Source organism: Amycolatopsis sp. NPDC024027 (assembly GCF_040638975.1).
Lineage (GTDB): Bacteria > Actinomycetota > Actinomycetes > Mycobacteriales > Pseudonocardiaceae > Amycolatopsis.
In genome coordinates, this window is sequence record NZ_JBEZYY010000032.1 from 22223 (window position 1) to 37437 (window position 15215).

The window sequence follows — 15215 nt, forward strand, 5'->3', positions numbered from 1 at the left end:
CGATGTCGACGGCACCGTAGTGTCGGTGTCCGATGTCGAGGGCACCGTCGTGCGGGTGTGCGACGTCGAAGGCACCGTCGTGCGAGTGTGCGATGTCGACGGCACCGTAGTGTCGGTGTCCGATGTCGAGGGCACCGTCGTGCGGGTATGGGACGTCGAAGGCACCGTCGTGCGAGTGTGCGATGTGGACGGCACCGTAGTGTCGGTGTCCGATGTCGAGGGCACCGTCGTGCGGGTATGGGACGTCGAGGGCACCGTCGTGCTCGTGTCCGACGTCGAGGACGCCGTGGTGCTCGTGTCCGACGTCGAGGACACCGTGGTGCTCGTGTCCGAGGTGGAGGGCACTGTCGTGCTGGTGCTCGGTGTCGTGGTGGGGGTCGTGGCGCACTGGGGAATGGTGAAGGTGTTGTTGTCGAGGGAGACCTGGCCGTTGCGGGCCAGCGCGCGCCCGGCGACGACGGTGCCGGTCGTCACGGTGATCGAGGTCAGCGCCATGATCGTGCCGACGAAGTTCGAGTTCGTGCCCAGTGTCGCCGAGCTGCCGACCTGCCAGTACACGTGGCACGCCTGGGCACCGTTGATCAGGTTCACGTTGCTCGCCGACGCCGTGATCAAGGTGGAGGCGACCTGGAAGATCCAGACCGCGTTGGCGTCTCCCTGGCCGTCGAGGGTCAGGGTTCCGCTGAGCGCGAGCGGGCCGGTGGACTTGTAGACGCCACCGACCAGGGTCTGGCCGACGAGATCACCCGCGACGCTCGCGGTCGGAGCGCGGCCGGCGGCGTCGTTGTACGCGACGACGAGGTCGGACTGGGCCTGCGCGGCCGCCGCATCACCCGCGTGCGTGGCACCGGTCGCTTTACCGGGCGGGAAACCGGTGATCGCGGTACCGGGAGAGACACCGAGGCCCCCGGCCAGCTTCGTGGGACCGGTATTCGTCACCGTCTGCCCGCCCAGCACGGAATAGGACGCCGCAGTACCGAGCCCGACCGGTGCTTCCGCGGCAACGGCCTGCGGAACCCCCAGCACCAGCCCCAGAACCAGAGTGCTCACCGCCGCGGACAAACCCACGACGGCACCACCTCGGCGCCACGTCCATGTTCTGCGACAATCGCTGTTCATGGGTATTTCCTCCCACCGACTCGACTGGCAAGCCGGCGGGAGTCTGGGCCGGAAAAGCGTCCACACGGGGAAGCGAGGATCCGCCACCTGTTCCGATTCGGTGAACGATAGACAGAGAGCACTCGACACGCCAGCGAAGACCAGTTAAACCACACGAAAGCATGACGAAAGGAATCACCCACATGAGTGACGATCGCCAGCCACAACCGCCACCACGAACCTCTGCAGTGCAATCACGTTTCGCCAGGCCGAGGCACAGTCGGACAGGACCGCAGCACTCGGTACGGGAATGTTCAACCACCCTACCGCCTTTCACTGCTCGATTTCTCAGCCCACTCTCTGTAGATTTCCGGGCCTGGCCAGCGCCAGGGCGCTCGGCGACGGTGACAGGGTCACCGGCCGCGGTGCCGTCCCAGGACTGCGACAGGAACAACCGGCAGTCAGTGACCGCTTGCCCATGGGCCCGGACCTGACCGTTCCCAGTCTTCCCCGAAGCAACGCAATACGTCCGCGCGGCGCCGGACGACCCGGCGCCACCATTCGGACAACAGGTGCGACCGGTGACGTGAGCCTCGCGTGCAATCGATTCATTACTGGCGGACGAACCGATTACCGTCGAACACCAGCCCACGGCGATGGCGTCTGCCAAAGGATCGTAAAACGAGCGGCGTAACTCCTGATCATGGAAGCGCACCTGATGACCGACATGATGTCCGGCGTGGAGAACGCTGAGGACCCGAAGGTCGCGACCGGGCTGGACGGCCTGGACGAGCAGCTCAGTGCGCTCGCCGCCCTTGGTGTACCGTCGCGGTCAACCCGATCGGTTCAAACTGTGTGCCTTCGGGCCAGTGACGTCACCTTGGCTGCAGCCGAGGCGCGTCTCGAGTTCTCGCCCCAAGACCCCGGGCTTGCCTTCTTCTTTTCATGGTGTGGGCCGCGCCCCGGTGGCGTGGGCGATGAATCGGCCGGCTAGGTCCCGCAGTTTGACGTTTTCCCGCTGGGACTGTTCGACCAGCAGCCTGAACGCCTCGTCAGCGGGGATCTGGCGAAGTGCCATGAGGATGCCTTTGGCCTGGTCGATCACCGCGCGGCTGGTCAGTGCCTTGCGGAGCTGCTCGGTGGTCTCGTGGGCTTGCTGGTAGCGGCGGTAGGCGCGTAGCGCGGCGGTGATGGCTCGGGTGTAGAGGTCGAGAAGTTTCTCGTCGAGGTCGGCGAAGCCGTTGCCTCGGGCGCTGTAGCAGTTGACCGCACCGTTGTGCCCGTCACTGATTGTCAGCGGCGCGGACAGGAAGCTGCTGAACCCCTGCGCCGCGGAGTCTTTCGCGAACGTCGGCCAGAGATCGGCGGCGTCGGCGATGGAGACCCGCACCATTTTGCCGGTCCGCGACGCGCGCAGGCACGGTCCGTCGCCGACGGTGTACTGGTCGTGGTCCAGTGCGGTCACGATGTCGCTGGTCGAGGCCGCGGTCACCGGTACGCCTCCGGTGAGGAGGGTGATGGTGGCTTCGTCGACGCCGGGAACGGCCCGGGTCACCTGCTTGCACACTTGGCGCAGTAGGACCGTGAAGTCATCTTCGCTGTCCAGCGCCGCGGTGAGGGTGTCCAGCGCTCCGGTGACCTCGTCGAGTACCTCCGGCCACGCTTCGGTGGCCCGCTTGTACTCCATGACCAATTCTCCCGTCAGCCCACGCCGAACGAGGAAAACCTGAGGTACGACAGCGATGAGGAAGTGGCTGCGACCCGCGCGACATCCTGGCCGCCGGAAGTCGGTGGCCGACGTAGATGTGGTGTTCCGGGCCCGCTGCTGGACGAGGAGGGGGACGCGCCGCGTCCTCCTCGCCGCGAAAGGATCCTTCGTCGTTCGCGCAAGATCGGTACACCATCGAGATGGCGCCCCGTCAAGCCGGCACGCGCGAAGTATCTCGACATCGCGGAGTGTAACCCAACGCCGGGCTGGCAGCGACCACGGGTGATCGCGGCGCTCGGCGCCGCAGCAACCTGATCAGCTCACCGCCGAAGGCGGTGTATCGCTCACCCACCGGTGCGAGGGCGGCCTCGTTCGCTCCCGCCGAGGTCAGAACGTAGCCACCGTGAATGCGCGAGAGCCCTGTCGCTTCCGGACCGGCGGTATCCCCGAGGGTCGCGAACGCCCGCCCGGAACAGCAGCAATCGAGGATCACCACCTTCACCCGCGCTGGACTATCCAGGACTGCGTTTGCGCAACTGGGCGTCGGCCAGCGAGGTGTGGGCCAAATACATCGCGCGCGTGTCGGTCCGGGAGTAGCCGGATACAGGTCTCCATCGAGGCTGACCAAGCCGTGGCCGCAGTAATAGATCAGCAGCGTGTCCTCGGCGCGATCCGTCTCGTCCGCGAGCACCTCCCCCACGTCGAACGGCAACGCCGGGTCCAGCAGCACTCGCACATTCTCCCGCGGCCGGACATCTTTGCGGGCTGTCCATCGAGGCTGCGCTCCCGGCCGCTCCGACCGCGGCACCCAATCTCGATCCGCTGCCCATCACCGGTGCCTGCTACGCAGCCACGGCCTGACCGGGTCAATGGGCCAAGGCGTGCGATGACAACGCCGCCACGGGAATCGCTGTTCTCCTTGGTGCAAGGAACACCCTCGACATCCACTGTGGAGCACCCGGGAGGAACTGCGGTTGGCGATCGTGTCGCCGCCGACAAAGCGACCAGGCGTCCAGGCAGTCGAGTTCGCCGGCACGGCCGATGAACGAGCCGGGGGCCCGGCAACTGGCGCGCTGGCGCCCCGGCACACACCAAATCCACTGGCGCTCGCAGACCGGCTCGGCGGCCAGGATGCGCTGGCGGACATCTTGGAGAGCAGCCCCTGGCTCGACACCGATCTCCTCGACCAGCCGCGTACGGAACCGCTGGTGGTGCTCCAGCGCATCGCCGCGAGCGCCCCGGACTGGTGCAGAGCCCACAGAGCACACACTGTAGTGGCGGCCGGCCACTCGGGGGGGTCAATGACCAGCCACCACTACAGCACTCAACGACACCAGGCTTACGTTCGCCGCCTTGGCGCCCCCATCAGTCTTCAACCGACAACACCGCATCACCAGGGCCGTTCGGCCCCATACCGCACGCGCTCGTGGAAAGGACGTCGGCTGGCGCCGCGCACCCATGGCAGTTGGCAAATTGGTTAGATCACCGTCACCATCGAGTCGTTTCCGTCGGCGCTGGGCGCTCAGATGCTCATATACGCACTCGCCGAGCGCGAACCGTTGGTGTCCTGTGCGACGAGAGCCGGCACCTTGCTGTAGGTGCTCGGTGTCGGCGGGGTGCGCCGATCGACGCGGAAGATGCGCGCTGCATCGATGTCCGTCCTCAGATCGGGCCGAGCATGCCGGGGCACCAAGGCACGTAATTCGTCGAGCGGCATAGTCATCATTGAAGCACCGCACAACGCGAAGCCCACGAACGCGAGAGGCGGCAGAACCATCGTCCAACGGAGCTGACGGTGGCACACGTCCGCCGAGTTTGAGCGTTAAGTCCCACCTCTGTGCAGTTCGCGGCCGCTCGGCGTACTGGAATTGCCTAGCCGGACGGCTGCGTCATCATGCTGAGCGTCCCGGCGACCAACACGGCGATCATGTGCTCCAGGGTGGGTGTGAAGGACATGCGGTGCTCGGCCAGTTCGGGATCGGCGTCGTAAGCATCAGCAAGCCGTCCGGGGGGGGCCGGTGCGGAGTTCAGCGGCGCGTCCGCCGCCACCAGCTCCCACCAGGCGAGGGAATGCACGTCGATGATCCGGTCCGGGCCGACCCCGAGATCCAACCCGGCCAGCAGACCCGCGTGCCGAGACTCCGTGAGGATCAGCTGACAGCCGGCCAGCCTGACGTCCCCTGGCCGGGGCCGCGCCGGATCAGGTTCAGGCCGGCCAGCGCCGCCCAGCGCGAAGGAGAACTCCGGCAGGCTGTCGGCCAGGATGCCGATGTGGAACGGGATCCGCGGCCGACGCAGTGTGGTAAGGCCACTGCGTAGGCAGCCGAGCACCGGACGTGGATGGCCCAGGACGACGCTGATCTCGTCGGTGCGTTCGAGCACCACCCGGCAGGCCTGCTTCTCAGCGCCCGATGCCGCCAGCCGCAGTCGTTGCCGCAGTCGTTGCCGCTGACCCCGGTTCAGCGCAGCGCTTCGGCCTTGAGGCAGCCATCGCGGACGAGCACGGCCGGCGGACGGTTGAGCAGGTTGTGGACCCACCGACGACGGCTCAGCAGCCGAATCAGTCGCTGCATCGCGAAGAGGGTCGCCGGGGCCACGACCCCGCCACCGAGGGGCGGCACCGCCGGCAGCGCGGTTCGCCCCACGACGACCCCGACCGCGAGCAGGCAGGCGAAGTCGCCGAGTCACATCGCCGTCCGAGCTCGTTGCCCTAGCACCCGCAGGAGTCCGAGACAGGCTAGGTGATCGCCGCCGTCGCGACCACCACGGCGATTGCGTCGGCGCCACCGATCGCCAGCTGGTCCATCGGCGTGGCTAGGGGTGGATCCCGAACGGTCCCAGCACGTCGTAGTCGATGCGAAGGGCCTCGGCCATGGCATACGCGTTGTCCACGGTGAAGACATCCGCGGCAGCCAGGCGGCCCGCGTACTTGGCGGTCACCGGCGCGGCGGCCTGCGCGGAAACGGCGTCCAGGTACGTCTTGAAAATGGCCCACGCGTTACCCATAGGGCCGTACTTCTGGAAATAGCGAGTCGGATCCAGGGTGTTCAGTGCCGTGCGGGCGCTGTCCATCAGGTCATCCACATAAGACTGCTGCACCTGAACGTCGGCCCGCACACCGAGCCTGCCAAGGTGACCGCCGACCAGCGTTGTCCATGGGTAGTCCATTGCTTGCTGGTGGGCGGCAACCCAACCGCGAATGTCCGACGACGCGGCGAGGTTCTTGAACGGCACCCATCCTGGGAAAATCACGTCCACCAGCATGAGTGTCCGGTGGACCGGCGCGTACACGAAGATGTTGTCGGCCGTGTGATTCGGCCCGTGGTAGGCAAGTTCCAGGCATTCCCCGCCGACCGTCAGCACGTGCCGGTCGCGGAAGGTGACCGTCGGCGCGGGGCGGTTCGGATCCGCCTCCGCCAGGAGGACGCGTCGCGTCTCCTCGTGACCGATGCGCACCACGTCCCGGCCGAACAGCGAAGACGCCCCTATGTGGTCCGCGTGGTGATGGGAGTAAATCAGGTGGGTCACCTGCGCGGGCCGGCCCGTCCCCTTGGTCACGTCCGCGATGGCTCGCAGGAGGTTCCGACCGATCGTGGGCGGCGCGTCCACGAGGACGACGCCGTCCCGCGTGGTCAGGAACATCGCCTGGTAGAACGAGTCGGTGACCCAATAGAGATTCGGGCCGATCTCGCCCACGTGATAGCCCGCCTGATTCACCGCCGGTCCGAGCGATGCCGGCGGAATCGGTGCGAAGTCGGGTAATCCGCTCTCGCTCGCATGAGCGGACTCGGGAATCCCGATTCCGGTGATCGCCGCCGTGACGGGCACGGCCGCCGCGATCGAAGCGCGACGCAGAAAAGTTCGTCTACTTGGCGCAGAATCCATGACCATCATCTCCTCGTGGCGGCGGGTATCGAACACGAAGAACTCGCATACGCCGGGCGCGGCTAGGGAAGCGGGCGGCTCGGACGTCGCCTCGATGATCGACACCACCTGAGTGTTAGCGCCATCGTAGATCAGCTTGCGCGCGCAAGCAAGCCTTAGTCTACGTCGCAGCCACGGCTTGCTTGCGGTCAATCCTCGTGAGCGGCGGACGCTCGTGGGTCACTCGGTCGCGGCCGTTCCCGGCGACAACTTGGTCAGAACGTGCTCCAGCGCCACGGCCTCGGCGGCAGCGAGCTTGTCGGTGAACAACTGGGCCACGAGGTCCAGATGCGAGCTGGTCGCGGCGACCAGCGTGGCCATCCCCTTGTCGGTGAGGGCAACGGCCACGCCGCGTCGATCGTCGTCGGCCGGAGTGCGTTCCACGAGGCCGGCGTCGGCCATGCGCGCCAGCAGCCTGGAGACTCCGCTTTCGCTCAACAGCAGGCGATCGCGCAGCTCGCGCTGGCGCAGCCGCATGCCCGGCACGTCCGCCAGGTGGATCAGCACGTCGAACCAGTCGAGCGGGAGCTGGTGGTCGGCCATCATCTGGTCGGCCAGCAGCTCGACGAGCCGCCGATGGACCGACAGAAAGGTCTGCCACAGCTGGGTCTCCTGGTGCAGGCGGGTGACCGCCGCGTCCAGGGCCGCCTGCTGGCTCGCCGCGCGCTCGGCGTCCGCCGAGCGCGCTCGTCCCTGGCTCTTCGACATCGCTGCACCCCTTCCGCGTACTGGCATTCGCAAGCTTTTCCACCCGGCCGACAACGCGGAGGCGTCGTTCGGCCACCCGATCACTGTAGATCAGCGCCCCCGCCACCTGGCGAAACCACCCGGTTAGCGTCGTCGGAATAGGGCTGTCCAAAGGCAGCGCTACCCGGATCGAGCACCCGATCATGGCCTGACGCCGCCGTCGGAGGTTCTTGTCTTGCTCGCGCAAGCATGTACTATGCGCCATCAATTGAGAGTTCAACTATGGGAGTGCTCATGAACGTCGTGACCTGGGTCGCTCGGGGCCTGCTCGCGTTCGCCTTCCTGGCCGCGGGCGGCGCGAAGCTGGTCAGTCCGCGCGAGAAACTCCTGGCCACGGGCAAGCTCATGGCGTGGGTCGAGGACTTCCAAGATCCGACAGTCAAGGTTATCGGGGTCCTGGAATTCCTCGGCGCGGTCGGCGTGCTCCCGCCGGACCTCGTCGGCATCGCCCCCGGTCCTCACACCGCTCACGGCCACCGTTCTCGCCGTGGTGATGGCCGGGGCGGTTGTCGTGCACCTCCGGCGTCACGAAGTGGCGCTACTCGGCGGCCCGGTCTTGCTCGGCCTGTCCCATCACCGTTACGCGCCCAATCACTGTGCGTGAAGGCGCTCTCATGCCGCGAGCCGGTCGACGACGGGGCGGCGTGACGCGCGCTCCTGCCGAGGAGCGGCCGCGAACAGAAGGACCACCCGTGCCGACAACCGTCAGCTGGTAAGCAACGACAAGGTCACTCATTGGCAGGCTGCAGCCCACCGCCTTGGGGCGCACACCAACTGGTCGTCCAGGCCGATCAGGACTCAAACTTCAGGTCCTCAGGGTCCTCTACCCGGACATCATGTCGGTCATGAAGCGCACTTCCATGGTCTGGAGATTCGCCGAGCGTCTTGCAGCCCCAGGACGGACGCAAGCGCCCAGAATCATTTGTCAACGGCTCGACGACAAATAGGTCTGGCGTTCTTCGGAGGTGAGTTCTCGGGTGACATGGCGGTTTACCTGACCGAGGACTTCTGCGATGGGGCCACAAGCGAGGCATCGCCAGATCCGGATCACACCGTCGTCGTGGGCGGTGACGTATCGACCGTCGACGAGGGAAGCGACATCCGAAGCGGCGGCACGAAATCCATAGAACACCAGTGGCTCAGTGCTACCTGTTATTTTCCATACTCGCACGGTGGCGTCAACGCCGACGGTGATCAGCTGGCGACTGTCCTGGCTGAAAGTGATGTCTCGGACCGCATCCTCGTGGCGGCCCCGCAACGTGACTGGGCCAGTGCGGGAGGCTTGGTCGGCGACGTTCCAGATTTGGACGATGCCGTCGCCGGTCGCGCCGGCGAGGTGGGCTCCGTCGGAACTGAAAGCCAGTGTCCGAATTTGGCTGGCGTCGCCGGGCAACTTGGTGGGGTCGCCGCGGCCTTCGAGGTCCCAGATCAGGACGCTGCCCTGGACGATGCCGGCGAGGTGGCGTCCATCGGGACTCCATCCGATACGGAGCTCCGGCACAACTAGGGGGCTACCGAGAAATGGTTCCGGAACCGGTTCAGCTGGTGACTCTTCGAGTGTGCTCCAGATGGACGGGGTGCCGTCCGCGGCGAAGCCGACCAGTCGGTCGCCGTGCGCCATGAAGCCTAGTTTCTGCACCGGGTTACCCGGATTGGGTTTCTTCAATCGAGTCGGCGCGGCTGGGTTGGCGGTTTTCCAGATGCTGACGGTGCCGTCCTCGTAGACAGCGGCCACCTGTCGCCCGCTGGGACTGGCAGCCAAGTGGACCACTGGTGTGCCGGTGCTGGCCAAGACGATCGGTGGGCGGCCGCCGGTGAGCTCCCAGATGCGGACGGTTCCGTCCTGGCCGCCGCTGGCCACCAGCCGCCCGTCCGCGCTGGCTGTGATGCCGGCAACCGGGCTTTTGACCTCCGGGCGCCCATACGAGCTGGGCCCGGCGATGACGGGCCGTCCTTGATGACCGCGCAATACCACCAGGTCGCTGACCGGGTCGACGGCCCATATCTTGGCTGTCCCGTCGAAGGCCAGGCTGGCGACGGACCTTCCATCGGGACTGAACGTGACAGACCAGACCGCGCGGCGGTGCCCCCGCAACACCGTCGGGCCGACGGCGTGGCCGGAGTTCCAGATTTCCACTGCCTTGTCGTTGCCGGCGCTGGCGATCGAGGACCCGTCGGGGCTGTAGGCGACGTCGAGGATGCCGCCGTCATGTCGGCCGAGCACCACCGCGTCCGACGGGTGGGCAAGGTCCCATACCCGGATCGCGCCGTCGACGCCCGCCGACACTAGGTGAACGCCGTCCGGGCTGAGCGCCACCGCCTCCACCGGCCCCTCGTGACCACGTAGCACCGCCGGGTTCCCGCCTTCGGCGAGGTTCCAGAGCCGGACTGTGCCGTCCTCTCCGCCGCTGGCCAGCCACTTGCCGTCGCGGCTGAACGCCACGCCGGTGACCCGGCCGGAGTGCCCGCGGAGCACAGTCGGCTGGTCGCCGCCGACCGCGGTCCAGATGCGGACGGCACCATCGTCGCCACCTGCCGCCACGCGTTCACCGTCCGGACTGAGCGCGAGCTTGTCCCGCGAGGCCAGGCCCTCGACAGGGTGGATCGCGGCCGGCTGTGCTTGGCCGGCCAGGACCTTCTCCCAGTCCCAAACCCACACGCCTTCGGCGCCCCACGCCGCGATCCGGCGGCCGTCCGCGCTGAACGCCGGCCTCGCCTGCCATGAGGCGGTGGGCAGTGCCTGCGCGACGGTCCCCATGCCGTGCTCGGCGTCCCATGTCCGCACCTGAAGCGTACCGCCGGGAACACCGCTCTCACTGGTGACGACATATTTCCCGTCCGGGCTGAAGGCCGCGCCTTCAACCCAACGGCTTTCCTCAGGCTTGGCCCCGGCGGTGCTTCCTTCCAGTGTGGTACGGATGTGCGAATCGATGGTCGCTTGCCGGAGCATGGCTTCGGTGTCCTCGGACGGCGCGGCCGTGTACGCCTCACGGGCCAGAAGCAAGCCGAGTTCGGGATCGACTTGAAGTTGCGCACGGGCGTCGGCGACCAGCTGACGACCCACCGCCAGCTTCCGCTGGTCATCAGCTCGGGCAGCCATGACCAGCGCGACCACCGCGAGCACGGTCACGACGACGACGGCCGAACTCAACCCACCGACTGTGAACCGGACCCGGCGCCGCCGAGCCAGGCGTTCCCCCTCCGCAGCGTCGCGGCTGGCGGTCAGGAATGTGCGCTCGATGTCGTTGAGCCGGTCGGTTGGGCGCCCTTCCCACGTATCGAGTCGTGCTCCGCGATACAGCAGGCCGGCGTCCCGCTCGTGGCGGTCCCACTCGGCAGCGGCTTCGGTCAGCCGCCGGTGGATCCGATGCCCGTCACGGTCCTCGGTCAACCAGGTCCGCAAGCGAGGCCAGTGCCGGATCAGAGCTTCGTGCGCGATCTCCACCCTGTTGTCCCCGAGCGTGATCAACCGTGCCCGCGCCAGCGTGTCCAGCACCACGACGGTATCGGGATCGTCGACGTCGAATTCTTCCCAGGTGGCTCGGCGTTTGGTGTCTTCGGTGCCCTCACCCAGAGCTGTGAGCCGCAGGAAGACCTGCCGGGCGATGAGCTGCCAGCCGGTGTCGAGCGCCTGGTAGGTCTGTTCGGCTGTGCGGGCCAGCGCGTGCTCGATGCCGCCGACCGCCTCATAGCCGGCGACGGTCATGACCGTGCCTTGCCGCCGCAGCCACGTCTGCAACAGAGCATGCGAGACCAACGGAAGCATCCCGGCTTGGCGCGTGACGTCCCCGACCAACCGCGCCACCAGGGCTGTCTCCAGCCGGTACCCGGCCTGCTCGGCAGGTCCGACGATGGCCTGACGTAGCTCGTCGACGTTCATTGGGCCGACCAATACCTGCGCGTCGTACAGCGCCGACACCAGGCGGGGATGTTGCCCGCAGTGCCCGAGAAAGTCTGCCCGGACACCGAGGATCACCCGGGTTCGACTGGCCGGATCGGTCGCGGCGGTCACCAACGCGTCGATGAACCGTGTCCGCAGCGGCTCGTCATTGCACAGAGTGAAGAGTTCCTCGAATTGGTCGACGATCAGCACGACATCCGACTCCGCGGCAGTGTTGACCACAGCTTGGCGGATACGCAGATGAAGATTGCGCGGATCTTCGGGTAACTCGTCCCGCAGCGTTCCCGGCGATTCGCCGAGGAACTGCGCCAAGCGGACCGCGCATTCCTCAAACGGGCGTTCTCCGGGAGTGAACACCACGACCGGAGCGTCGGCCTGTTCGTGCTCGGCGGTCAGGTGGGCGGCCAGTCCCGCACGAAGCACCGAGGACTTGCCACAGCCAGACGGCCCGAAAACGCCGAGAAACCGGTGCCGGTGCACCCTGTTCACCACGTCGGCGACCAGCTCACCCCGGCCGAAGAACCGGTCGGCGTCCTCCAGTTCGAACGCGGCCAAGCCCAAATACGGCGCCTGCCCCTGACCATTCGTGTCGGACGGTTCTGCGTTGGTCGCAGCCAATTCGGCCGCGGTCGTCCGCCACCGCGCCGCCCACTCGGCGGTATCACCGCCGCACGCAGCAACATAGGCCACCGTGACCGACAGGGTAGGCAACTTGCGTCCGCCGGCCGCCTCCGACAGCGCCGCCGCTGAGTAGTGCGCCCGCACACCGAGCTCCCGATACGTCGGGCGCCCGGCCTTCTCCCGCAATAACCGCAGGTCACGAGCGAACCGCACCACCACGCCGTCCCCGCCCTCCAGCGGTCGCTCGCCACGCGGCACCGCCACCACCTCCGACGCCATTGTTCAGCGACCGTTGTCCAGAGTCCAGCGCCCGACGCTAAACAACCTCGGTGGTCTAAACATGACTCCGGCGGCGGCTCCCGCTTCAGACCACGAACATTTCTCCCGGCACACGTCAACCGCTTGAGTGCTGGGCTGACGATCGACAGACCAGCATCACCTCGACGAAAGGCAGACCATGACCCCGCGACAACGGAGCGCCCGGTTCGCCGCCACCACGGCGGCGCTCCGACTGCAGGTCCGCATCGCCGGCATGCGGGCCGCGCGGCAGGTGGATCCGCAGCACCGGTCAATCGTGGTCATCGACATGGCGGACTTCGGCCGGCGAACCGACCTCGCTCAACTACACGCTCGGACAAGTCTTGACCGTGTGGTGAACGCGGCCTTCCGCGCGTCCGAAATAGCCTGGCACCGGCTCGTGAACGAAGACCGAGGCGACGGCATGATCGTGTTCATTCCGGCCACCGTCTCCAAAGCGGTCCTGCTCCACCCCTTCCTACCGCAGTTGATCACCCGCCTACGCGACTACAACGCACAAGTCGGGGCAGGCCACCGGATCCGGGTACGGGTTGCGGTGCATGCAGGTGAGGTAGTCCACGGCCCACACGGCTGGATCGGTACGGACCTCAACTTCGCGTGCAGGCTTGTCGACTCCGCACCGCTATACCAGGCGCTCGCACGGCAAACGCAATCCGATGTCGCGGTCGCCGTCTCTGAGGTGATCCACCAAGCAGTCGTACGGCATGGCCATCGCGGAATCGATCCCGCGTCATACAAGCCCGTTCATGTGGCAGTCAAGGAAGTCGCTACACGCGCATGGATACATGTGCCCGCAGAGCACGTATCCGCCAACAATCACGGTATGTCTGCCTGACCGCACCGATGCACGCTCATGCCGCTGGTCGTGCGCTCACGTCCTGTCATGGCCCACCAGCTGCTCGTCCCAGACGGGCCGAAAACGCCGGCCGGCCTATCGTCATACCGGCCGGCGTTTCGGCCGGAGCTCTAGCTCACGGCGTAGATGTTCCGGATGGAGAACCTGCACTCGAACCGCAGCGTCGAAGTGCCGTTGATCGACCACGCCCCATAGTGCGGGTCGGACTGGCTAGCACAGTCGGCGTACACGTCGGAGAACGTGTAAGTACCGCCCGACGACGTACACGTGATCGTGCCGACGGTGTTGCCGATGTGCTTGGAGCACGACACTGTCGCCGCCGGTGCCGCCGAAGCCGTCGCCGGGATCCCCACGAACAGTGCCCCTGATGCTGCGACAGCCATTGTTGAAATGATTACTTTTCGCAAAGACATTCCCATCCTCCCTCGTGATTGGATTCATCAGTTTACCTGCATCGTCGCCATTGCAGTTGATTTCATCTCAGCATCACCCGCATGTACCACACTCACTTGCGCAATTATCACGACTCAGCAGGAAGTTCACTCTTCAGCCGCGAATCGCACCTGATGATCTGTTCCGTCACACTGTTTCCGCAGCGACTCCACATTTTCGACAAACCCCTGTCAGCCGCCTCACTTACCGCACACCCGAGCTCATCCGAAATGACAATCCCCGGACAGATCACGGACAGCTTTCTGACATCCGCGGGCGGCGAGCGGCGTAAGGCCACAAAGCGCCGCTCGAGCTAATGCTGACGGGCAGGACGCACCCATACCAGGAAGACGCGCCTTGGGTGGGCTCGTCGTGATGGTAGGTCGGAGACACCTGCTGCAGCGACGGAGTTCCCGCACATGATTGGATTCGTCGGTCAGCTTCAGGCGAACGGCGCGCATCAAGTGCAGCCGGGTGGGGGCTTCATCGGAGGAGGCCACGGTGACGGCGCACGAGATGGCACGGCTGTGGGACGCGTACGCGCGCGCCCTTTCCCCTGCTTTGCGCGCCGCAACTCGCACTCCGCCCATCCCGCCGCATCGCCGACCACCTGACCGAGCTGCACCAACACGGACTGCTCGACAGTTTCACCATCGACGGCGACAACAGCGCGGTCCGCACGGCCTACGACCTGACCTACGACACACTCGGCACTACGACTCGCCGCGTCCTGCGCTTGCTCGGCCTCGTTCCGGGGCCTGACTTCACCCCGGCGGCGGTAGCCGCTCTGACCAGCACCCCGATCGCCAGTGCCGCTCGCGAACTCGACCGGCTCGCAATAGGTCAAGCCAAGGACAGGGCCGCGCGGGCGATGAGTTCCAACGAGATCGAACGCGGAGCAGCGACGTCGGAGGGCACATCGAAGAACAAGAGGACTCAATCGGCCTTGCGGGCGACCAAACCACAGAATGCCAGGCGGCATTCATCGCCGCGGTGACGCACCGGCACCAGCGGTACGCCACGTGCCGAGACTTCGCGGCCGAACTGCTCGAAGACCGCCTTCGTGCTCTTTGATCGCCGAGATCGACGAGACGAACTTCCAGCCTGCACTGCCGGGCAACTCGAAGGAGCAGGTCAAGTTCTGTACCACCCGCACATCGCCGGGCAGCGGCTGGCCGACGCTGGCCGGGCTGATCGACGCACACGTCCCTCCAGTCCCGGCTTCCTGGCACTGGGCCCGCGGTTCGGTGTCACCACCGAACCGGAGATGCAAAGCATGAACGCCGACGAGGACCGTGTGTACATCACCGAGGACGACACGGTCGCCGACGTCCGCTCGGCGGACTTCGGCATTACTCCACTCGGCGGTCACCCCAGCGAGCTCATACCCGAAGGGTTCCGACCGACCGCGACCTGCCGCCGGTGATGCCGCTGTTTACCACCCCGGAAGAGGCCGCCGCACACGTATCGCAGCTCCTGGCGCGCGACTCCGACAACATCAAGTTCATGATCGACGACGGCAGCGTCGCAGGATACCCCGGTCTGCCGATGCTCGACCAGGCGACGCTCAACGCAGGCGTCGCCGAAGGCGGAGTCGGCGAAGTGGCCAC

General features: G+C 66.5%; 13 protein-coding genes. 4 read left to right on the plus strand and 9 right to left on the minus strand.

The window, feature by feature from the left end:
* The 8 genes from AB0F52_RS45975 to AB0F52_RS46010 all read right to left on the minus strand — a co-directional run.
* The coding region (locus tag AB0F52_RS45975; protein WP_360185186.1) for an ice-binding family protein at positions 1–1119 on the minus strand (1119 nt) is incomplete at its 3' end.
* A 922-nt stretch (positions 1120–2041) separates the two neighbouring features.
* On the minus strand, positions 2042–2785 hold the full coding sequence (locus AB0F52_RS45980; RefSeq protein WP_360185051.1) for a GAF and ANTAR domain-containing protein: 744 nt from the start codon (positions 2783–2785) through the stop codon (positions 2042–2044).
* Positions 2786–3017: 232 nt separating this feature from the next.
* Positions 3018–3536, minus strand: coding sequence for a hypothetical protein (locus AB0F52_RS45985; RefSeq protein WP_360185054.1), 519 nt, complete (start codon positions 3534–3536; stop codon positions 3018–3020).
* Positions 3537–3672: 136 nt separating this feature from the next.
* Positions 3673–4095 carry a BTAD domain-containing putative transcriptional regulator gene (locus AB0F52_RS45990; RefSeq protein ID WP_360185057.1) on the minus strand — a complete coding sequence of 141 codons (423 nt, stop codon included), beginning with the start codon at positions 4093–4095 and terminating at the stop codon, positions 3673–3675.
* 233 nt (positions 4096–4328) lie between these two features.
* Positions 4329–4523: a hypothetical protein gene (locus tag AB0F52_RS45995; protein WP_360185060.1), complete on the minus strand. Its 195-nt coding sequence runs from the start codon at positions 4521–4523 to the stop codon at positions 4329–4331.
* Positions 4524–4678: 155 nt separating this feature from the next.
* Positions 4679–5191 (minus strand): hypothetical protein, encoded by a 513-nt coding sequence (locus AB0F52_RS46000; protein ID WP_360185063.1) that lies wholly within the window; start codon positions 5189–5191, stop codon positions 4679–4681.
* Positions 5192–5620: 429 nt separating this feature from the next.
* Positions 5621–6796 (minus strand): MBL fold metallo-hydrolase, encoded by a 1176-nt coding sequence (locus AB0F52_RS46005; protein WP_360185065.1) that lies wholly within the window; start codon positions 6794–6796, stop codon positions 5621–5623.
* Between the two features lie 114 nt (positions 6797–6910).
* Positions 6911–7438, minus strand: coding sequence for a helix-turn-helix domain-containing protein (locus tag AB0F52_RS46010; protein ID WP_360185068.1), 528 nt, complete (start codon positions 7436–7438; stop codon positions 6911–6913).
* A 273-nt stretch (positions 7439–7711) separates the two neighbouring features.
* Here AB0F52_RS46010 and AB0F52_RS46015 point away from each other — a divergent pair, with 273 nt between their 5' ends.
* Positions 7712–8125: a DoxX family protein gene (locus AB0F52_RS46015; RefSeq protein WP_360185071.1), complete on the plus strand. Its 414-nt coding sequence runs from the start codon at positions 7712–7714 to the stop codon at positions 8123–8125.
* A 277-nt stretch (positions 8126–8402) separates the two neighbouring features.
* Here the strand turns inward: AB0F52_RS46015 and AB0F52_RS46020 are convergent, their stop codons facing one another.
* Complete coding sequence (locus AB0F52_RS46020; RefSeq protein WP_360185074.1) at positions 8403–12278, minus strand: hypothetical protein; 3876 nt, start codon at positions 12276–12278, stop codon at positions 8403–8405.
* A gap of 178 nt (positions 12279–12456) precedes the next feature.
* Between AB0F52_RS46020 and AB0F52_RS46025 the strand changes: the two genes are divergently transcribed.
* From AB0F52_RS46025 to AB0F52_RS46035, 3 genes are all read left to right on the plus strand, one after another.
* A complete protein-coding gene (locus tag AB0F52_RS46025; RefSeq protein WP_360185077.1) occupies positions 12457–13152 on the plus strand; it encodes a hypothetical protein in 696 nt (231 codons plus the stop codon).
* A gap of 288 nt (positions 13153–13440) precedes the next feature.
* Positions 13441–13740, plus strand: a complete 300-nt coding sequence (locus AB0F52_RS46030) for a hypothetical protein (RefSeq protein WP_360185080.1) — start codon at positions 13441–13443, stop codon at positions 13738–13740.
* Positions 13741–14881: 1141 nt separating this feature from the next.
* The gene (locus AB0F52_RS46035; protein WP_360185083.1) at positions 14882–15031 is read left to right on the plus strand and encodes a hypothetical protein; all 150 of its coding nucleotides are present in this window, start codon (positions 14882–14884) and stop codon (positions 15029–15031) included.
* The last annotated feature ends 184 nt before the right edge of the window (positions 15032–15215 follow it).